This window comes from Mycetohabitans sp. B8, assembly GCF_021991875.1.
In the GTDB taxonomy this organism is placed as follows: domain Bacteria; phylum Pseudomonadota; class Gammaproteobacteria; order Burkholderiales; family Burkholderiaceae; genus Mycetohabitans.
Genome location: NZ_JAHLKR010000003.1, coordinates 30336 through 51198 on the forward strand (window position 1 = coordinate 30336; position 20863 = coordinate 51198).

Consider the following 20863-nt stretch of genomic DNA (forward strand, 5'->3'; position numbering starts at 1 on the left):
TGATCGTCTGTGGCCGCTCTTAGTAGGGCCGGGCACGCTGTTCGCTCAACAGGAGCCAGAACGTTTGTCTCGACAACCGTCTGACTGACTGAAGGAGCGAACTTGGCACACACTGCAGACTTATCCAACCCGGTTCTCGCCGGCAAGACAGCGTTGATCACCGGAGGCGCCCGTGGCCTCGGCGCGGCGATATGCGAGGAGCTGGCACGCGCCGGCGTCAACATCGTCGTGGCCGACCTTCACGAGGACTCGGCGCGTGAAACTGCGGACAAGTTAGGCCGGTACGGCGTCAAGGTCGCGTGGCAACGGATCGACGTCAGCGACGAGGCGTCGGTGCAACAGGCGATGCACGCGATACGCGAGTCGGTGGGCGAACTCGATGTGGTCGTCAACAACGCGGCAATCGATGTGACGGCCGCAATCGAGGAAGTCGACGTCGCCACATGGCAGCGCGTGCTGATGACGAACTTGTTCGGCCCCTATTTGATATGCCGGGCGGTGGTGCCGATGATGAAGGCTCGAGGCGACGGCCATATCGTCAATATCGCATCGACCGCTTCAAAGCGCGCATGGCCGAACGCTTCCGCGTACCACGCGACCAAGTGGGGGCTGCTGGGCTTCTCGCATGCAATGCATGCAGAGTTGCGCTCGGCGGGGGTGCGCGTGTCGGCCATTGTGGCCGGCGGCATGCGCACACCGTTCCTGCTGGACCGATTCCCTGATATCGACGTCGACACCCTGCAGCCACCCCAAAACGTGGCCGCGGCCGTACGGTTCGTGTTGACGCAGCCGCCCGGCACGGTGATCCCTGAAGTGATGGTGCTGCCGATGAAGGAGACGTCATGGCCGTGACGCGCGGAGCCAGTCGCGGCGCGGTATTGTTGGACAAGGACGGCACACTGCTGAAGAATGTGCCCTACAACGTCGACCCAGCACGCATAGTGCTGGCGCCGGGCGCCGCACAAGCACTGTGCCGGCTTGGCGCACTGGGCATGCCACTCGCGGTGGTGTCGAATCAACCTGGTGTAGCGCTTGGCTGTTTTCCCGAGGTGGCGCTGTGCGCCGTGCGTGAGCGGCTTGGCGCGCTGTTTCGCGAGCACGGTGCAGTGCTGGCGGGGTTCTTCTATTGCCCGCACCATCCGAAGGGGGCGGTGGCGCACTATGCGATCGAATGTGATTGCCGCAAGCCGCGATCGGCGTTGCTGACGCAGGCCCTTGCGTTTTTGGGCGTCACGCCGCAGCACAGCTGGATGGTCGGAGACATTCTCGACGATATCGAAGCGGGTCGTCGCGCAGGTTGTCGCACGATCCTGGTCGATTGCGGCAACGAAACCGAATGGCGGCACGGCCCACAGCGTGAGCCGGACTTCGTGGTCGAGCGGCTCGACGCCGCGGCCCAGATCATCGCCGCACGGTGCAACGGCACACCCGCCGAGAGGATCGGACAGGAGGCGGCAACATGAGCACAGGCTGGAGCAACGCGCGGCGCATTCTGTGTGTCCGGCTTGACAACATGGGCGATGTGCTGATGACCACGCCTGCGCTGCGTGCGCTCAAAGGCGAGGACGGCCGTCGCCATCTGACGTTGCTCACCTCCAGTGTTGGCACCGCGCTGGATGGGCATCTGCCCATGGTCGACCAGGTGTGGGGATACGATGCACCGTGGGTCAAGAACCCGAACGCGTCGTCGGACGCAGCGCCGGACTTGGCGATGATTGAGCGGCTGAAGGCCGGCCGGTTCGATGCCGCGGTCATCTTCACGGTCTACAGCCAAAGCCCGTTGCCGGCAGCAATGATGTGCTGGCTGGCGGGTATCCCGCTGCGCTTGGCGCACTGCCGCGAGAATCCGTACCGCTTGTTGACCGACCGCGTCGTGGAAACCGAGCCGCACCAGCGCGTTCGCCACGAAGTGGTCCGGCAACTCGAACTGGTCCGCTCGATCGGTGCGACGACAACCCATTGGCAAATGGAATTTGCCTGCAATGAACAAGATCGACGGTCATTGCAGTGTCGGCTGCAGGCCGCTCTGCGCCGGCAAGGCGCGCCGTTCACGCAGCCTGGCCTCGGGCGCTGGCTGGTGGTTCACCCTGGGGCCAGCGCGCCGTCGCGGCGGTGGCCTGCGGAGCGCTTCGGCGAAGTGGCCGCGCAACTTGCACCGCAGTTCGACGCGGTTGCGGTGACCGGCAGCGCGGCGGAATCTGCGTTAGTCGACTCGGTATGCGCACGTGCCGGCAAGCGCGCGGTGCCGCTGGCCGGCCGGTTGTCGCTGGGCGAGATGGGCGCGTTGATCGGCGCAGCGGATGTGCTGATCACCAACAACAGTGGGCCGGCGCATCTTGCTGCCGCCGTCGGCACGCCAGTCGTCGATCTTTATGCATTAACCAACCCGCAACATACGCCATGGCGCGTGCCACACCGCGTATTGTCTGCCGACGTTCCGTGCAAATACTGCTACCGCAGCGAGTGCAGCGAACCGGGACACCCGTGCCTGACTGGCGTGGGGATCGACGAGGTCGTCGCGGCTGCGCGCAGCTTACTGGACGGACACGATGCTGCCCAGGCCGAGCGCTGGGCCACACATCGTTGGCAACTGGGCAGCCCGTCTGCTGCCAACGTCATTCCAATCGCAACCGCGATAGCGAGGGCCTGACTATGCCAGACACCCATACTCCACTTTATACCCTGGGGATCAATGCCGCATTTCACGACAGCGCCGCGTGCCTGGTGCGCGACGGCGTAGTGGTCGCCGCCGCCGAGGAGGAGCGCCTCACGCACATTAAGCATGGCAAGCGGCCGTTGCCGTTTTCGACGTGGGAATTGCCGTATCATGCGATCGACTACTGCCTATCGGAAGCGGGCATCGTACTGCGCGACGTACACCACGTCGCGTATTCCTATGACCCTTGGCTGCAGATCGATCGCGGGCAACAAGAGCCGGTGTTCACGTTGCCCTTGTCCCCGTCCGCCCATCGCAAGGTAAGTGGACACGTATCGCCGTGGGACCCGCTGTTCCTATCCTACATTGTCAACGCGCCGCGGCAACTAGCCGACGGGGTGCCGCACCATTTGCAGAAGCGCTGGCGCGGCGTGACGTCGGATGGACCCTTCGAATGGCATTTTGTCGAACACCATTTGTCACACGAGGCGAGTGCGTTCCTGGCTGCACCGTTGCAGCGCTGTGCGGTGCTAACAATGGATGGCCGGGGCGAAAAAGCCACCACCAGCTACGGCGTGTTCGACGGACACCAGTATCGACGCATCAAACAGGTCAATCTGCCCCATTCGCTGGGATTACTTTACGAGCGCGTGACGCGCTATCTCGGCTTCCTGCACTCATCGGACGAGTACAAGGTGATGGCGCTCGCGTCGTTCGGCAAACCGACCTATATGGACGCGATGCGCCGCCTCGTGCGCTATGTCGACAATGGCGACTACGAAGTCGAGAGTATTGACCTCGTCTCGCTGTTCGGACCAGCTCGCGAGCGCGGCGGCCCGCTCGAGCAGCGGCACTATGACATCGCCCATTCGCTGCAGACAATGCTAGAAGAAGTCGTGCTGCGCATGGTGCAGTGGCTCGCGCGCACCACGGGCGAAAAGCAGCTTGCGATGGCAGGCGGTGTGGCGCTCAATTGTGTCATGAATGCCAAGGTCCGCGACAGCGGGTACTTCGACGACGTATGGGTCCAGCCTGCCGCGGGCGATGCCGGCACGGCGTTGGGCGCCGCGTTGTGGACGGATTTCCAGCAGCGCGGCGTGCGCGGCGGCAAAGCGATGGACCACGCGTACCTCGGTCCGGCGTACGACGAGGCGACCATCCAGGCATTGCTAGAGGAGGCGCAACTACCCTACCGACGGCTGAACGATGTGGCAGCCGAAACCGCCGCGTTGCTGGCCGACAACCGGATCATCGGATGGTTCCAGGGACGTATGGAGTTTGGTCCGCGTGCGTTGGGCGGCCGCTCAATCCTGGCCTCGCCGATCGACCCCGGTATGCAGCAGCGCCTGAATCGCATCAAGGATCGAGAGGATTTCCGTCCGGTGGCGCCCGCTGTACTGGAGGAAAAAGCGCATGAATGGTTCACTGCACGCAAGCCAGGTCGGCTGCGTGCCCCGTTCATGCTGTTCGTGTGCGACGTGGCGCCTGGCCGGGAAGAGGCGATTCCGGCAGTACGCCACGTCGATGGCACCGCGCGGGTACAAACGGTCAACGCCGATCAGCACCCGCTCTATCACAAGCTGCTGACAGCGTTTGACCGGTTGACCGATGTGCCGGTGTTAGTGAACACGTCGTTCAATACGCGCGGCAAGCCGATCGTGTGCTCGCCACGCGATGCGCTAGAGTGCTTCTGGACCTCGCCACTTGACGCGCTGGTGATCGGCCCGTTTCTGTTGGAGAAACACCGATGACCCCTGCCCCGGACACGGCATCGCGGATCATTGTGTCGGTGGTTGTGCCAACCTATCGACGTCCCGATCTGCTGGCACGGTGCCTGGACGCGCTGTGTGCACAGGTGTTTGATCCGAGTACCTTCGAGATACTTGTGGTCGATGACGACCGCGCGCGTCATAGCGCACAAGACGTGGTCCACGCGTTCGCGCAGCGCAGCAGCGGCATGCCACGCGTGCGCTACATTCCGGCCTGGCGCACCCGCGGCCCAGCGGGCGCGCGTAACGCGGGCTGGTGCAGCGCGCAAGGAGCGATTATTGCGTTTACCGACGACGATACGATTGCCGATCCGATGTGGTTGCGAGAAGGATGCGATGCGCTGGCGCGCGATCCGATGGCCTGCGCGGTTGCGGGACGCATCGAAGTGCCGCTTGGCGATGCGCCGACTGATTACGAGCGCGACGCCAGCGGCTTGGCGCATGCCGAATTCGCGACGGCGAACTGCTTCGTGCGCCGTGACGCGCTCGTGCAGGTCGGCGGCTTCGACGAGCGCTTTACACGCGCTTGGCGCGAGGACGCTGACCTGATGTTCGCGCTGCGTGAGCAGATCGGACCCATCATCGACGCACCGCAGGCTCGGATCCTGCATCCGGTGCGCCCGGCCCCTTGGGGCGTGAGCATCGGCCAGCAGTCCAAAGTGTTCTTCGATGCGTTGCTCTACAAGAAGCATCGACGCGTGTACCGCCAGCACATTCGTCGGGTGCCACCCTGGCATTACTACATCGCCGTGGCGGCGTTTTTGTCGGCTGTGGTCTTGCTTGGCGCCGGGCAGCGCGTCGCGGGCAGCGTGGCGCTGAGCATTTGGGCAGTGGTGACCGCCTGGTTTTGCTGGCGACGGTTGCGCGGCACCTCACGCGCTGCCTCCCATATTGCCGAAATGATCGTCACGTCAATTGCGATTCCGCCTGTATCGCTGTATTGGCGGCTGCGCGGCGCGATTCACTTCAAGGTGCTTTTCTTATGACACCCGATACAGTGGAACAGGCCGGCGAGGCAACGCGCGAGCCTGCCGGACACGCGCGCATAGCGGTATTTCGCGCGTTGCAGTTAGGTGACATGCTGTGTGCGGTGCCCGCGCTGCGTGCGCTGCGGCATGGCGAGCCCCACGCCAAGATTACGCTAATCGGCTTACCCTGGGCGGCGCAATTCACGCAGCGCTTTGCCGAGTACATCGACGACTTCGTACCGTTTCCGGGGGCGCCCGGATTGGCTGAACAGCCGGCCGATGCGGCGCGCCTTGCGGCGTTCTTTGAGCAATGCCGTGCCCGGCGTTTCGATTTAGCGATCCAGTTGCATGGTAGTGGCACACATACCAACCGTATCGTCGCACAGCTTGGCGCAGCCCAGACGGCCGGATTCATGCCCCAGCCCGGTAGCGTGGCAGCGGGCGGCACAGCACACCCGCTCGACAAGACGATCCCGTGGCCCGAGTCGGTCCCCGAGATCGTGCGCTATACGCGGCTCATGCAGGCACTGGGCTATGGTGATTGGGGCGAGCACTTGGAGTTTCCGCTTAGTCGGCTCGACCATGCGGCATGCCGCGTGCTTTGCGAGCAGCACGAATTGCTGCCACAACAGTTCGCGGTCTTTCATCCCGGAGCACGCATGCCCTCCCGGCGATGGCCGGCACAGCGGTTTACATCGGTGGCCAACTGGCTGTCGCGACGCGGCATACGCATCGTCGTGACCGGTACGGCATCCGAGGCAACGCTTGCCGACGAATTGGCCCACCGGCTCGATGTGCCGTGTGTCAATTTGTGTGGGCGTACGTCACTCGGCGTTATGGCCGCCTTGATCGGACGAAGCAAGATGCTCGTATGCAATGACACCGGGGTGTCACATATTGCGGCGGCATTGCGTACGCCCAGTGTGGTGATCGCCTGCGGAAGCGATGTCGCCCGATGGGCGCCGTTGGATCGGGAGCGCCATCGTGTCTTGGCTAACTATCCGGCATGCAGGCCGTGCATGTTCGACGTCTGTCCATACCAGCACGCATGCGCGACAGCGATCGACGTACGGGATGTTACGCATCAACTCGAGCAGATGCTCGAATCGGAGGCTTACAATGCCGCATAAACGTTTGCGGGTTCTCACTTGGCATGTTCACGGAAACTACCTCTATTATTTATCGCAGGCGCCGCATGATTTCTACGTTGTAACTAAGCCCGGCTCGCCGCCCGGCTATGGCGGCTGCGCAGGAAACCTGCCGTGGGGCCCCAATATGCATGAGGTGCCGTACGATCAGGTGCGCACGGCTTCGTTCGACTGCGTGCTGTACCAGCACCACCAGCACTATGCTGAAGACCGGCAACACGCACTCAGCGAAGCACAGCGGCAATTGCCAACGCTTTTTATCGAACACGACCCACCGCGGGAACATCCGACCGATACACTGCATCCGGTTCAGGATCCGAATGTTTTGCTGGTGCACGTCACGCCGTTCAATGCGCTGATGTGGGACAGCGGCGTAACACCCACACGCGTGATTGAGCACGGTGTGCTGCTGCCGGACGGTGTTGCGTATCGCGGCACGCTGGCCAAGGGCGTGACGGTCGTCAATCATCTGCGCAAGCGCGGCCGACGTCTGGGCGCAGATATATTCGAAGCGGTACGCGAGGCGGTGCCATTAGATCTGGTCGGAATGGGGTCCACTGAACTGGCGGGCATCGGCGAAATCCCGAACTTAGCATTGCCTGGCTTCGTCGCGGATTATCGTTTCTTTTTCAACCCGATCCGCTATACGAGCCTGGGCCTGGCAGTGGTGGAGGCGATGATGCTTGGGTCACCGATCGTTGCGCTGGCAACGACTGAGATGGCGCAGGTGGTACGCAGTGGCCACAACGGCATGGCTGATACGCGGCCCGCCGTACTGGTCGACACGATGCACCGCTTGCTCAAAGACCCGGCGCTGGCTCGTCAGTGGGGTGACGCTGCACGGCGCGATGCGCAGGAACGGTTCAACATCGCACGCTTTGCCGCCGACTGGGATCGCGCGTTACGCGACGTCGCTGCGTGAGGCGGATGACCAGCCGCTATCCACCGGCTTTGGCCGCCTCGACGCAGCGACGCATCTGATCGACGTGCGGCGGGATCACGTGGCGCTCGCTGAGCACCCATCCGAGCCCGCGCAGCGCCTGCCACCAGCCCGTTAAGCCGCCGCCTTCCTGCCATACGCGCGGTGCCAATTGCAGCGTGCGCTGCAACGCGGCACCGGCCGGAAGACGCAGCCAGGCGGCCCATACGGCGTTGCGCGCCAGCAGGCTGCGTCGCCGGCCTGCGTCGCGGACCGGCGACGGATAGTGGCACACGGTTAATTGCGGGGCGTACACGAGCGACCATCCGGCACTGGCCAAATCGAGCGCCAACACCGCCTCTTCACCGCCAATGAATAAGCGTGGATGGTATCCGCCGGCAGCCAGGAACGCGTCGGTGCGAAAAGCGCTAGCCCCCGCAAGCAGACCTAGGATCGGTGGGCCGGGAAGGGCGCAAGGTGGCGCAATCGGGCTGGTGCGCATCAGCTCGCAGACTGGGTCCTCGCGCCGCTGCGGGCCGACCAGCACGCGAGCGGTCAGGGAACCGACTTGTGGATAGGTGTCCAGCAAATCGGCGGCCAGTGATAGCGAGCCGGGCTCCCACCACGTGTCATCGTCACAAAAAGCAATGTAGCGGGTACGCGCGGCGGCCGCGCCGAGATTACGACCAGCCGCGCCGAGATTGCTTGGCGCCTGGATCAGCGTGACATGCGCAAAGCGCTGCGTGAGCGCTTGCGCGGTGCCATCACGCGAATCGTTGTCCACTACGATGATGGGCACGCGCTCGGGTAGCGCAGTCAGGCGGGTCAACGTTCGAGCCAACTCGTCGCGGCGCCGGTACGTGAGCATGATGACCGTGATGCGATCCTCGTGGTGCGCACTGACCATCGACGCACTCACGATGCGGTAGGAACACGTTGCAACTGCCAGTAACACTCCGCGCGCTCAAGGTCCAGCAGCGTATCGGGCCTGAACAGCGCGACCTGGCTCCGGTACGCCCGCACGGCCTTAGCTTTCGCGGGCGCGCTGCCGTCCGTTGCGTCCTCGTCCACCAGCGCTGCCCGTTGCGCTGTCCAACCTTGTGTTTTCCAGTTAGCCAGCCGTTGTTCCATCAAGCCTTCCTTGCGCCGATACAGTGCATCCTCATAAAAGAACCAACGTCGGGTGGCAGGTTGTTCGCCAAGCAGCGCCAGCATCGCGTGCTGCACCCGGAGGTGGTCGCGGTGAAACAAGCCGGCCGGCGCCAGCACGCCCATCTGCGCATGTGTATCCAGCAGCGAGCGAAGCGCGTCGAGCAACGCATCATCGGGTACGGCGCATCCGTACTGGTCATCCAAGAAGTCTAGCCAATGAGGTTCGGCGCGAAGGATCGACAGCGCATGCCGATCCTCGACGCGACGGGCCTGCATCGCTTCGTGCGCAGAATCGAAGCCTGCGTCGCGATCCCATGGCGGCGTCGGCATCGCGCGGGGCGGTATGCCAGCAAAGACGGTCGCGACAATCGAGCCGGGCGCCTGGGCAAGTAACCGACCGCACCCGAACACCGCGTCGTCCAGATGCGGCGAAATGACGAGCCAACGTGTGGTCATGCTCGTACCTGCTGCGCCCGTTCGCCGGCCTGCCCGACACGGGCAGGCGCGGCGGACACCGCCCGCTGCTGCACGTCGGCAGGGACGCCACTCGGGCCGCCGGGCGGCCGATGAACGCTCGGCGCGGCACGTTGGACGAAATAGCGCACAGTGCGCGCGAGTCCGTCCGCCAACGTCGTGGCCGGCGACCAGCCGAGGCGCCGGGCGGCTAGCGTCAGGTCCGGACAACGTTGCCGCGGGTCGTCCGCCGGTAGCGACGCGTGTTGGATTGGCACACGGGCCCCAGTCACGCGGATGACCTCGCGAGCGATCTCGCCAATGGTCACTTCGGCGGCGTTGCCCAGATTAACGGGCTCCGCAAACGGGCTCGGTGCCTCCATCAAGCGGATCAAGCCATCGACCAGATCGTCCACATAGCAGAACGAGCGCGTCTGGGTCCCATCGCCGTAGACGGTCAGCGCTTCGCCGGCAAGCGCCTGGGTGATGAAATTGGAGACCACGCGTCCGTCGGCTGGATGCATGCGGGGACCGTACGTATTGAAGATCCGCGCGATGCGGATATCGACGCGATGCTGCCGATAGTAATCGGCGAATAGAGTCTCGGCGCACCGCTTACCTTCGTCATAGCATGAACGCACCCCAATCGGATTGACATTGCCCCAATACTGCTCATGCTGCGGATGCACCGACGGGTCGCCATAGACCTCGCTAGTCGATGCTTGCAGAATCCGCGCCTTCACGCGCTTGGCTAACCCGAGCAGGTTGATCGCGCCATGCACGCTGGTCTTGGTGGTTTGAACCGGGTCCTGCTGATAGTGGACCGGGGAGGCGGGACACGCAAGATTATAAATTTCGTCGACCTCGACGTACAACGGAAACGTCACATCATGACGCATCATCTCAAAATTCGGCGCATCGAGCAGATGGGCAATGTTGTCCTTGGTGCCGGTATAAAAGTTGTCCACGCATAGCACGTCGTGGCCAGCCGTCACCAAGCGCTCGCATAAGTGTGAGCCAAGAAAGCCGGCGCCGCCGGTGACCAAAATCCGCTTGCGGCTATATTCTTTCATTACCCATTCTCCTTCTGGTTCGGGGTGGCGGTTGCCGGCATGACGGGCGAGCGCCGACCGCTCCCCAGCGAGGCACCCGCGCACGCAGGCCGCCGTGCTGTGTCGCGCAACTCGTCATAGACTTGAGCCAATCGCGCGGCAACGCTCTCCCACGTATAGTCGCGTTGCACGCGCTGGCGGCCCGCCAGGCCCATCGCCACCGCCTGTTGCGGGTCGCTGCGCAGCGCTACCAATCTACGGGCCAGCGCCGCGGGCTCACGCGGCGGCACCAGGTAGCCCGTTACGCCATCCACCACGGTGCTGCGGATGCCACCGACATCACTGCCGATCACCGGCGTGGCGCAAGCCATCGCCTCCACTGGCGTGATGCCGAAAGGCTCGTACCAGGGCGTGGTCACGAATACATCGGCCGCACTGTAGAACAGTCGCAACACGTCCCGGTCGCGGCGGCCGACGAACGTCACGCGCTCGGCAACGCCCGCCTGCTGGGCGACGCGCATCAGCCGCGCCAATTCGGGACAGCGTTCCGGGTCGGGCGTATAGTCGTCGCCCCCGACCACATACAGCCGCGTGGGCTGAGCAGGGTGTGCCGGCAAGTGGGCAAGCGCTTCGATCACGTTGTCCACGCCCTTGCGCGGCACCAGCCGTCCCAGCTGCAATATGGCGAACTCGTCCGACTGCCATCCGAGTCGCGCTCGAGCCTCGAGCCTGGGTACCGGTTGAAATTCATCGCTGTCAAAGCCGCATGGAATGACTCGGATGCGTCGCGGGTCACCCGGATACAACGTCGTCAGGTCGATTTGGTCTTGCGGGCATTCAGCGATCACCCGGTCCGAGCGCTGCACCAAGCTATCTTCTATCGCAAAACGCTCGTCCGGAAACGCGTCGGCCATGCCTTGGTGCTGCCGGCGTACTCGGCCTAACGCATGAAAAGTGGTGACTAGTGGGATACCGAGCCGTTGCTTCACGCGCAGCGCCGCCTTACCAGACATGAAGAAGTTCGCGTGCATTACGTCGTAGGGCACGGGTTGCCGTCTGAAATAGTCGACGAGGAAGTCGGCAAAGCACGCCATGTACGGCAGCAGCGCCTCTTTCGGCATGTCGCTGGGTGGCCCCGCGGGCACGTGGATGACCTGCATCCTGGGACCTATGCGCATCACCTCCGGCAAGTGGGGGTTGTCACGTCGGGTAAAGACGTCAACGTGCCAGCCGCCCAATGCCAATTGCTTGGCCACGTTAGCCACGTAGATGTTCTGGCCGCCTGAGTCAATGCCGCCGATCACACCCAGCGGCGAGGCATGCTCGCTGATCAGAGCGATTTTTTGCATGGTGACTGCTCCCGATTGATGAAGGCAGCGGTGCCTTTCTCGGGGGCAGTACGCAAACGATGTACCTGCGCGTTAATCCGACCCTGTCACCCGCATTGAAGTGCGCCGAATCGGGGCAGGCCTCAGCAGGGCTCGAAAAAGTTACAACCACGTGACGCAATCGGGGTATTGCTCAAGCGCGTTGCTCGGCGGGTGCAGCAGTGTGGCAATGTGCGCTGGGGAACACCGTTTGCGGCTTGATGGACACGCGGCGCGTGCACGCCTGCCGCGCCCATTATGGGTCATCGGCTTTCAAAGGAGATCGTTATGACTTCCCGTCATCCTCACACCGGTCACGAATTGAGCCATGCGCGAGCGCATGAAGGCGACCGCGTCCAGCAAGACCATGACAAGGGCGGCCACCAGAGTGGGCATGGCAAGGCGCCAAGTCCGGTGGATATCCAGAAGGCACTCAAGGGCATAGACTACCCGGCTAGCAAGGAAGACGTCATTCAATGCGCACAACGCTCGCATGCCGATGGCAGCGTGCTGGAGATGCTCAAGCGTATTCCAGATCGGGAGTACGGTACACCGGCTTCGGTATCCAAGGAAGTCGGCAAATTGATGTGATCTGTACGAGGCCGCTGGCCAGCGCGCCTGCCACGTTGGCGCGTGAGGCCAGTAGCGTCACCGCGCCAGCATCGGAACTGCGCCGATGCTCACTGCGCTGACGCTATTAAGGGCCGCGGCCCCAGCCTCCTGCTCAATTCCCAGCTTCGGCATAGGCATAGGCGGCGTTGTCCGCAAAAGCGGGAATGTCCTCGAGCATCCTGCAGCCTAGGATGTCCACCAAGCGCAGCAGAAAAGCGGCCTCACCGACGATCGACCGCTTGTCCCGTTAATACAATAGTGTAAATGATCGGTGCCGCGTAAGCGTGTCGCCACGCGCGGTGCGTCTATTGCGGCGTCAGTTCTTGGGCGGACGTATCGGCATCGTTGCCCTGAGCGACCAGGACATGGATGTTGCCCGGCACGACGTCGCCGATACCGCCGGACGGGATCGTCAAGATGAGCCAGTCGGCGTTATCGGCCAATTTGACCGGCGCGCTTGTCAGGATCGGCGTCTTCGTGTCAGCGCGGGTGACGATGACCTGATATGTACCGCCGGACAGGTACACCGAATCCTGACCTGATGCGGGTACCGCGTGCTGATAGGCGATGGAGGATAACGTGGGTGCCACGCCGGAGATGTCGGTTCCAGGCGCCACGACGTAGACGTCCACGTTCGGCGCGTTAAACGACGCATTGAATCCCCGTACGCGTGCTTTGTCCGAAAGCAAGCCCTTGTCATACGGATCGTCGATCACGGAGATCGCGGACGACGAACCCTGGATTGCAATCGTCGTGTAATGGTGTCCCTTGGCTGCATTGAACGCCTGCGAGGCCACGGCCAAAGACGTGCCGGTTGCATTGTAAGTGGCGGTCTGGGTGCCCGCGCTGACATCGCGATAACGCGTGACGCCCTTATACTGGACGTTGGTCGCGTTCGCTTGCCCGTTTAGGTAGTAATCCAAATTCGGGCCGATCGGAAGAGCATTGATGAACCTTGCCTGCGCAGAGGTCAGACCCAACTCAGTACCCAGGTCTTTACCTCCCCTTCCACAAGCGCCCAACGCCAGCGTGGCGAGCGTCAACATGGCAACGGTACGGATCGATTTCATTATGTCCTCTCAATGATCACTAGAACAAAGCGAACGAATGCTGAATTTTGCTGTTGCAACGGCGTTTTGCTTGACGTCGCACTCGTGTATGGCTTTGTTCTGGTATTTCAAAACAGCCGCATCGTATGCCCAACGGACATACCGACGTCGATCCAAGCAAGCAAGCCTTGTTCCCGGACGGGATGGCGCCACGCAGCCAGCTGGTACGTAAATTGCAGAACCGGAACGCTACGGCAAACGGCGATGAAGCCGACAATACGGCGCGCGTGCGCCGCTGGATCACACGAAGGAGGCTCCATGGCGTCAAGAATGATCTGGAAAGGCGCGATCAGTTTCGGCCTCGTGCATGTACCGGTGCAGTTGTATCCGGCCACCCGGACGGTGAAGCCATCGTTCCGAATGTTGGACAAGCACTCGATGGATCCGATTGGCTATCGGCAAGTTAATAAGCGCACAGGAAAAAAAGTGTCGCGCGAGGATATCGTGCGCGGCTATGAGTACGACAAAGAGCGCTATGTGGCACTGACTGACGAGGAAATCCGCGCGGCTAATCCGGACTCGACGCAGACGGTCGATATCCTGACCTTTGTTGATTCAGATGCCGTTTCGTTTCTATACCTTGATACGCCGTACTATCTCGTGCCGGACCGGAAGGGTAAAAAGGTCTACGCGTTGCTCCGCGAAGCGTTGAGAGGGACCGGCAAGATTGGTATTGCGTTTGTCGTCATACATGGCCGCCAGCACCTTGGCGCACTGATTCCGGTGGGCCCATTGCTCGCGCTGGACACGCTGCGCTGGAAGGACGAACTACGGGCGCTGGCTGAACTCCCGCTGCCGGAGGGCGACGCGAAGAAGGCGGGCGTCACGGCCCGTGAGTTGGAAATGGCCAAGAAGCTTATTGACGACATGAGCGGTGCATGGAAACCCGAGGACTACCACGATACGTTCCGGGATGACATCCTGGCCTTGGTGAAAAAGAAGATCCGAGCGGACAAGGCGCAGGCAATCCCCAATATCGAGGCTCCGGCAAAAAGGCGGACCGCCGATGTAGTTGACTTGTCCGAGCTACTGCGGCGCAGTCTTGGGCAGCGCAAGAGCAGACCGAGCATCGACGAGGATACGGCCGGTGCCGACAAGCGAAAAAAAACGACAGCTCGTAAGACGCTCGTTACGAAAGCGAGCAAGAGCAGGGTAAGAACTGCAACAGCATCAAAAAGAACTTCTCCGGGCAAGCGCCGCGCCGCGTGATCGGCATAAAAAGTGTTTTGTCTTGTTGTGGACGATGACCATAACGCAGTGCTTCGTATCACGACGGATCATCTCGTATTTTGTGACACAATTGATGGGCGTTGGTCACTATAATTCTGGTCCGCCAACGCCACCCGCATAAGCAACGCATTTAATCGCACAGCATTTTATGAGATCACCGATCACGCACGCTATATTTTTGGTTTTGTTGTTTAGCAGTTCTTCCGAAATATTCGCCAATCCAGCCAATCAGGGACACCAAGAAAAACAGATTATTATAACTGGAAAGATCAATCCCGGCGCATGTGAAATAGCTGAACTGGCCCCTTCTCGAGTCAACCTTGGCACCCTGGATTCACTTCATCTGGAGAGAAACGCAGTGACGCGGTTGGAGTCGCACGATGTCAAAATCGGTATCCAATGCACCGCGCCTACATCGATAGTGATTCGATCGAGCGATGACATGGGTGTGATCAATCCGTTCGCGACAGGCGGTGTGCTACTGGACACAGTAGCGGCCCCTCTAATCGAAAGACTTGAATTTCTAAGAGGTACGCTCGCTTCCAATGGCAAAGCGATTGGCGTATACGCAATCGAGTTGCATGATATGCGTTACGCGAACGAACGGGATGAAGGCGATGCGGAACCTTTGGGAAGAAAAAAGGGGATGGAACAGTGGGAAGCGCTCGCTAGCGGTACGGACGAGGTTCGACTACTTAATGGCTCATTCGATGAGTTAACATGGTCGTCGGACGGGATGAGTCCTGCCAATGGCATGCGTTTCGACGCGACGCTGAAAATCGTGCCTTACATTATACCAACCAGTCATTTGAATCTTACCGAGAGTATCGAATTTGAGGGCAAATCTACTATTACGCTAACGTATTAGCCTGTATCAAGCAGTGTTGTTTAGACGGAATTTCAAATTGAACGTACTGAAGTATTGGCGCGCGGGAGTCTGCGCGATCCAGGCGCTTGCATGTGCCTATCTCGGAATGGGGCCGCACTATGCCGCCGCAGTCGGTGTCGTGCCGGAAACATCCGCTGTACTGATTGACGAAAACAGCGGCGAGGCGGCGATCAAAGTGCGCAACGCCGATGCTCATCCAATTATCTTGCACACGGCCATCATTGATACAAAAGAGGATACTGACAAGCTAATCGTGGCCACGCCTTTGGCGGCCAGGCTTGAGCCGGGTGAGTCCCAGTTGGTTCGCTTCATGTTGATCAACAAGGAGCCGCTAAAACGCGAGCGGATGAAGCGGGTCGTATTCGAGGGACTGCCGCCCAATCTATCCAGCCAGAATGCGGTCGATTTGATCGTGCGGCAAGACCTTCCAGTCATTGTCAAGCCAGCCGCGTTGCCCATGGACAAGGAGCCGTGGAAACGATTGACGGCACAGGTGCGGAACGGCGTGGTCACTTTATCGAACCCGTCCGACTATGTCGTACGGCTGGAACAGCGTGCCCAGATTCTGCCGCAAAAGACCGCGGTTACATTATCCCGTCGCTATATTCTGCCCGGTGAACAGATCCGGGTCGGGGACGTGGGCCAAGCTGGCGCCACGACGATTCGATTATTCCCGATGACACGCTACGGCTATACTGCCCGTGCATATGATCTGCAAGTAACGGCTTCGCACTAAGCTTGGGCGGGAACCCATCGTGCAGCACCGCAACACCGTCTCAGGGCACGCTTGGCCGGGTGTGCGATGCGCCCCCGCTGTATTGCTGTGTGCCGGCATCATGAGCGCGAGCGCCGCTGCTTGGGCCACCGGGACTGAAGTCAAATTTGATCTGGATCGGCTGCGCGCTCGCGGTCTGCCGGTGGAACTCGCGAATTACTATGAGCGTGGCGCCCACTTCGATCCCGGTTACAACCGCGTATCGCTTTCGGTAAACGGTTCGTCACGAGGAGAAGTCGACGCATATTTTAAGCCAGACGGCAGCCTGTGCGTGACGCGTGAACTGCTCGAGCGCGCCGGCTTGAATGTTCCCGAGCGTTTAGCGAGCACGGCCGACGTGAGTTCCAGCTCCGGGGCGTCCCGTTCGTCACCGTGCATCGACTATCAAGCTGCGTTCCCGCAGACGTTGATAAAACTGATTCCACATGCTTCCCGCATCGAGTTGATTGTGCCGCCGCAGGCGGTTCGTCGTAGAGCACGCGTACCGAAGCAGTTCGATGACGGCGGTGTCGCAGGCCTGCTCAATTACGACGCTTATCTATCTCAATGGCGTCACCCGGCCGGGGCAAGCCGCAACTTCAATGTGCGCTCGGAGGGCGGCTTCAATGCCTATGGTTGGATCGTGAGGTCGCATCAGTCGCTACGCGAATCGCGGCGCCGCCGATACGTGTTCCACGATAGAGCGTATGCGCAACGAACGTTGCCGAATATGCAAAAGACGCTGCAAGTTGGCCAAATCCTCGTGTCAAACGGGGTGATCGGCGGTATCCCGCTCGATGGCCTACAGCTCACACCGGACACCGCGTTGCTTCGCACGCGGTTGCGTGCACCCCGTGTGGAAGGCATCGCTTCGTCGCAGGCAAGCGTCGTGATTCGACAAGCGGGTCGCCAGGTTTATTCAACGATCGTTCCACCCGGTCCGTTTGTGATAGACGACGTGGAACTGTACAGCGATATGTCCGACTTGACCGTGACGGTCATCGAGGAAGACGGATCTCGGCGCGAGTTCGTTGTGCCCGTTACGCCGCTTGGCGCGGGAGCCACGGTCGATGCACCCGGATTTTCGTTGGCGCTAGGCAATTTCAACAGCCGCGCGACAGCATTTCCTGGGGCCGTGCTGACAGGCTCAGGCTCGCTGGGCCCGGCTACCAGCGCGGCAGCCGCCGCAGTCGTGGCACACTATTACCAGGCCGTGGGAGCGGCGCTGACTATCTTGCCACGGCGTGGCTCGACGCTTGCGACGCGACTGCTCGCCTCACGGCATTTACTGGGAGCCGCTTCCGGCATTCGTGCCAGCATACGCGTGAGCAGCCGCCTAGGCCGCGACTTTTCCGCCAGTGTATCCGCTGGTGCCCGCAGTGCGGGCTTTCGCCATCTCTTTGATTCGAGGGCGAACAGCCGGCGATGCAGTACGATGGACTATTCGGTCCAGTTGAACTATGCGGCCCCCTATGGATCGGTCGGCCTTGGATACGGACAGTCATTTGCTGCCGGCAGCACGACGGGGCGCTACGTGAACGGCGCGATCTCAATGCAGGCGGCCGGCGTGTCAGTCGGGCTCATAGCACGATGCGATTCATCCCGTTTCGGCAAGACACGCACTTCGACATACCTGAACGTCAGTGTTCCACTGGGCCGCACAGGCATTCGCGCACACGGGTCGCTGACAGACTCGGTGCTCCGAAGCGGCATTCGGATGAACCATTCGCTGGGCAGCAGAACGCACTATAGCGGGTCATTTCAACGCGACCATGCGCGCGGCGACACGTCGGCCGACGTGGACGTGAGTCATGGCAACCGTTTTGCACGTATGTCGGCCAGTGTGTTGCGTTCGTCACGGACATTATCTTATTCGGCGGCATTGAGCGGCTCATTGGCGGTGCACCGCGACGGGTTCGGATTCTCTCCTTACCGGATCGGCGATACATTCGGCGTTGTATCGACATCCGGCGTGCCCGGCGTAACGATTTTCACGCGGGCGGGGGCCGTGGAGACGGATCGCACTGGCCACGCGATATTGCCGTCACTACCCGCCTACGCGGCCTCGCCCGTCGAGATTGCGACACACAGCTTGCCGCGCAACGCCGATGTGGACAATGGCTATAGGGCCGTACAGCCCGCACGAGGTTCAGTGCAAAAAGTCCGATTCAACGTAACGACGGTACGCCGTGTGCTGCTGGAGGTATCCACGCAGGGCGGCTCGACGCTCCAGCGCGGCACGCCCGTGTTGGATGGCACGGGCAATATGGTTGCCACCGTACTGGACGATCGGCAAGTGTTCCTGTCACGTGCGACACCCAATGAACCCTTGACCGTCCAACTCGCGGATGGTGGACGTTGCCAGCTCACCTACACGTTACCCGACGCGCCGGATTCCGGGCGCACGTTCGAGCGTGTGTCGGCGCACTGTATACCCGTCCCGGCGGACCGGTAACGGTCCGCCTTCATTTTCTTTATTTATATGTATACGTCTGTAATGGTAGTTAACAAGGATCGCGTCGCGCTGTGGATAACTGCAAAAATGCTTTAGCGGATCAATACGATACTGTTGTGATAATGCTATGCAGGATCATAGGATAGTGCGGGCAACAGTGGGATAACGTGTCCGTGGTCCTATGCCGTCAATGAGTTATCCAGATTTTACGCAACGGCTGTGCATCCGGCTATCCAGAGGTTGTCCAACGCCATGAGTGGATAACTGTCCAGCATGGGTGCCGGTCGGCTGCGCTGGAGGTGGACCGCGCAGCGGCCCGGACGGCTAAGCAGACAAGGGCGACGACGCGCGCTAATGGACGGCGCTGGGCGAGCACGCTACTCTCCCTATAATGGCAGTTCGTATGCACTGGTTGACGCAGATCTTCGCAGCGGTTACGCGGTTGGCTGCACGACCGTACGCCCTCACCACGTCAATGGAGGCCTGATATGTCGATTCGCATAGGCGACGCAGCACCCGATTTCACCGCCGACACCACGCAAGGTCAGATTCGGTTCCACGAATGGATCGACGACCAGTGGGCGATTCTGTTCTCACACCCGAAGGATTTCACACCGGTGTGCACGACCGAGTTGGGCTACGTTGCGCGGCTGAAACCCGAATTTGACAAGCGCAACACGAAGGTGATTGGCCTGTCGATCGATCCGGTCAGCGACCACAAGCGTTGGGTGGGGGACATCGCCGAGACACAAGGCTATCCGATCAACTATCCATTGATCGGCGATGACAACCTGAGCGTCGCGAAGTTATACGACATGATTCACCCCAATGCGAGCGCCGGACCGCGCAATGCGAACGACAACGCGACCGTGCGCGCGGTGTTCATCATCGGTCCGGACAAGAAAATCAAGGCCACGTTCACCTATCCGATGAGCGCGGGGCGCAACTTTGACGAAATACTGCGCTTACTCGATGCGTTGCAACTGAACGCGAAGCATGCTGTGGCGACGCCAGTCAACTGGAAGCCGGGCGACGACGTAATCATCCCGACGTCGGTATCCGACGAAGAAGCGAAGAAAAAGTATCCGGAAGGCTTCAAGACGCTCAAGCCGTACTTGCGCACCGTTGCGCAGCCGAAGTAACCTAGACGGGTGGCCTTTCATCCGAACCGTTGCAAAGGCGCACAGGGGGTTTGCGTTTTGGGAGGATCAGGGTTTATACTTAGAACCGTCTCCTCCATGTCTCCTCCGATATGGATTCAGCCCGCCGCATTGGCGGGCTTTTTTTCATCCTCGTATTATTCGACCCTAATAAGAGAACGCTGTGACACTCCATACGTGGTGGCTTTTCGTGGCAACCGTGTTTGTTGTATCGGCCATTCCGGGGCCGAACATGCTGTTGATGATGTCCAGCGGCGCGCGGCACGGCTTGCGCCGAAGCAGTTGGACGATGGCCGGCTGCTTGTCGGCGCTGGTGCTGATGCTGTCCATCTCGGCCGCTGGATTGGGGGTATGTTTGCAAGCTTGGCCGGCGATGTTCAACGCATTGCGCGTGGCAGGCGCTACTTACTTAGTGTACCTAGGGATCAAGGCGTGGCGCGCGCCAGTAGAGGCGCCGCCGCACGGTGCGGCCGATACGCGACCGCTTGAGCGTGATGCGGCGCATTATGTTACGCGCTTTGCGATGTTTCGCACGGGCTTTCTGGTGGGCGCGAGCAATCCGAAGGCCATACTTTTCGCTGCCGCACTGTTGCCGCAGTTCATGAACGCCGCTGTGCCGACGTGGCAGCAGTTCAGCGTGCTGGTGCCGACGTTCGCGGTCATCGAGGTGGGTTGGTACGTGGTCTACGCCGGATGCGGCTCGCGGATCGGAGAACGCCTTCGCAGCCGTAGCATGGCGAAGGCGTTCAATCGGCTCACCGGCGGCGCATTCGTCGGCTTTGGCGCGCTGATGGTGCTGGTGCGGCACTGAACGCCGGTTCAGTATGTGAAGTACGGGCCACTGCCCTAGCGATGCGTGGGCTGGCGCCGCGAGATCGGCCGACAGCATCGCGGCCGCAATGGGGCGCGCCAACGCGCAATCAGTGATTGATTTCGCTTTTTTCTTGCAGTCGGGGACGTGTGCATTGGGTGCCGGAAATCGGCAATGCGCGAGACGTCGTGAACGCATGGGTGCTTAGAAAGGAATGGATCGGCGCGGCGTAGGAGTGTTGTGAATTTGCAACATTTCGCAGGAAAGCTCGGTTGCGGGCAGAAGTATGTTGCAATGCACCAAACAACTTGCTATAGTCAAGTCGTCTCCTCCATGTCTCCTCTGATATGGATTCAGCC

19 protein-coding genes are annotated in these 20863 nt (G+C 61.1%); 14 read left to right on the forward strand and 5 right to left on the reverse strand.

Translation table 11 applies throughout. The features are described 5' to 3' along the window. Positions 1-102: 102 nt before the first annotated feature. From KQH60_RS01460 to KQH60_RS01490, 7 genes are read left to right on the forward strand one after another with little or no spacing between them, the layout of a single operon-like run. Positions 103-852 (forward strand): SDR family oxidoreductase, encoded by a 750-nt coding sequence (locus KQH60_RS01460; RefSeq protein ID WP_237574825.1) that lies wholly within the window; start codon positions 103-105, stop codon positions 850-852. After that, positions 843-1463 carry an HAD-IIIA family hydrolase gene (locus KQH60_RS01465; RefSeq protein WP_237574827.1) on the forward strand — a complete coding sequence of 207 codons (621 nt, stop codon included), beginning with the start codon at positions 843-845 and terminating at the stop codon, positions 1461-1463. The genes KQH60_RS01460 and KQH60_RS01465 overlap by 10 nt, the downstream gene beginning before the upstream one ends. Next, positions 1460-2650 (forward strand): glycosyltransferase family 9 protein, encoded by a 1191-nt coding sequence (locus KQH60_RS01470; protein WP_237574829.1) that lies wholly within the window; start codon positions 1460-1462, stop codon positions 2648-2650. The genes KQH60_RS01465 and KQH60_RS01470 overlap by 4 nt, the downstream gene beginning before the upstream one ends. 2 nt (positions 2651-2652) lie before the next feature. Further along, complete coding sequence (locus KQH60_RS01475) at positions 2653-4407, forward strand: carbamoyltransferase C-terminal domain-containing protein (RefSeq protein WP_237574831.1); 1755 nt, start codon at positions 2653-2655, stop codon at positions 4405-4407. Beyond that, the gene (locus tag KQH60_RS01480) at positions 4404-5411 is read left to right on the forward strand and encodes a glycosyltransferase family 2 protein (RefSeq protein ID WP_237574833.1); all 1008 of its coding nucleotides are present in this window, start codon (positions 4404-4406) and stop codon (positions 5409-5411) included. Before KQH60_RS01475 ends, KQH60_RS01480 begins: the two co-directional genes overlap by 4 nt. Further along, positions 5408-6523, forward strand: a complete 1116-nt coding sequence (locus tag KQH60_RS01485) for a glycosyltransferase family 9 protein (protein WP_237574835.1) — start codon at positions 5408-5410, stop codon at positions 6521-6523. Before KQH60_RS01480 ends, KQH60_RS01485 begins: the two co-directional genes overlap by 4 nt. Continuing rightward, positions 6513-7463, forward strand: a complete 951-nt coding sequence (locus tag KQH60_RS01490; RefSeq protein WP_237574836.1) for a glycosyltransferase — start codon at positions 6513-6515, stop codon at positions 7461-7463. Before KQH60_RS01485 ends, KQH60_RS01490 begins: the two co-directional genes overlap by 11 nt. Positions 7464-7479: 16 nt before the next feature. Here KQH60_RS01490 and KQH60_RS01495 read toward each other — a convergent pair whose 3' ends face one another. The 4 genes from KQH60_RS01495 to KQH60_RS01510 are packed head-to-tail and all read right to left on the reverse strand — an operon-like array spanning position 7480 to position 11466. Next, the gene (locus KQH60_RS01495) at positions 7480-8367 is read right to left on the reverse strand and encodes a glycosyltransferase family 2 protein (protein WP_237574865.1); all 888 of its coding nucleotides are present in this window, start codon (positions 8365-8367) and stop codon (positions 7480-7482) included. Between the two features lie 8 nt (positions 8368-8375). After that, on the reverse strand, positions 8376-9068 hold the full coding sequence (locus tag KQH60_RS01500; protein ID WP_237574838.1) for a PIG-L deacetylase family protein: 693 nt from the start codon (positions 9066-9068) through the stop codon (positions 8376-8378). After that, the gene (locus tag KQH60_RS01505; RefSeq protein ID WP_237574839.1) at positions 9065-10138 is read right to left on the reverse strand and encodes a UDP-glucuronic acid decarboxylase family protein; all 1074 of its coding nucleotides are present in this window, start codon (positions 10136-10138) and stop codon (positions 9065-9067) included. The genes KQH60_RS01500 and KQH60_RS01505 overlap by 4 nt, the downstream gene beginning before the upstream one ends. Then, positions 10138-11466: a glycosyltransferase family 1 protein gene (locus KQH60_RS01510; protein ID WP_237574840.1), complete on the reverse strand. Its 1329-nt coding sequence runs from the start codon at positions 11464-11466 to the stop codon at positions 10138-10140. Before KQH60_RS01510 ends, KQH60_RS01505 begins: the two co-directional genes overlap by 1 nt. A 306-nt stretch (positions 11467-11772) precedes the next feature. On the opposite strand from KQH60_RS01510, the gene KQH60_RS01515 reads away from it, so the two are divergent. Beyond that, complete coding sequence (locus tag KQH60_RS01515; RefSeq protein WP_237574841.1) at positions 11773-12075, forward strand: DUF2795 domain-containing protein; 303 nt, start codon at positions 11773-11775, stop codon at positions 12073-12075. Positions 12076-12401: 326 nt separating this feature from the next. On the opposite strand, the gene KQH60_RS01525 is transcribed toward KQH60_RS01515, so the two are convergent. Next, complete coding sequence (locus KQH60_RS01525; RefSeq protein ID WP_237574842.1) at positions 12402-13166, reverse strand: DUF4397 domain-containing protein; 765 nt, start codon at positions 13164-13166, stop codon at positions 12402-12404. A 297-nt stretch (positions 13167-13463) separates the two neighbouring features. Here KQH60_RS01525 and KQH60_RS01530 point away from each other — a divergent pair, with 297 nt between their 5' ends. From KQH60_RS01530 to KQH60_RS01555, 6 genes are all read left to right on the forward strand, one after another. Further along, a complete protein-coding gene (locus KQH60_RS01530) occupies positions 13464-14414 on the forward strand; it encodes a Ku protein (protein ID WP_237574843.1) in 951 nt (316 codons plus the stop codon). A 199-nt stretch (positions 14415-14613) separates the two neighbouring features. Beyond that, on the forward strand, positions 14614-15303 hold the full coding sequence (locus KQH60_RS01535; protein ID WP_237574844.1) for a DUF1120 domain-containing protein: 690 nt from the start codon (positions 14614-14616) through the stop codon (positions 15301-15303). A 37-nt stretch (positions 15304-15340) separates the two neighbouring features. After that, positions 15341-16060: a fimbria/pilus chaperone family protein gene (locus KQH60_RS01540; RefSeq protein ID WP_237574845.1), complete on the forward strand. Its 720-nt coding sequence runs from the start codon at positions 15341-15343 to the stop codon at positions 16058-16060. A 100-nt stretch (positions 16061-16160) separates the two neighbouring features. Beyond that, a complete protein-coding gene (locus KQH60_RS01545) occupies positions 16161-18533 on the forward strand; it encodes a fimbria/pilus outer membrane usher protein (RefSeq protein WP_237574846.1) in 2373 nt (790 codons plus the stop codon). Positions 18534-19021: 488 nt separating this feature from the next. After that, a complete protein-coding gene (locus tag KQH60_RS01550; protein ID WP_237574847.1) occupies positions 19022-19675 on the forward strand; it encodes a peroxiredoxin in 654 nt (217 codons plus the stop codon). 181 nt (positions 19676-19856) lie between these two features. Continuing rightward, positions 19857-20504 (forward strand): LysE family translocator, encoded by a 648-nt coding sequence (locus tag KQH60_RS01555; protein WP_237574848.1) that lies wholly within the window; start codon positions 19857-19859, stop codon positions 20502-20504. The last annotated feature ends 359 nt before the right edge of the window (positions 20505-20863 follow it).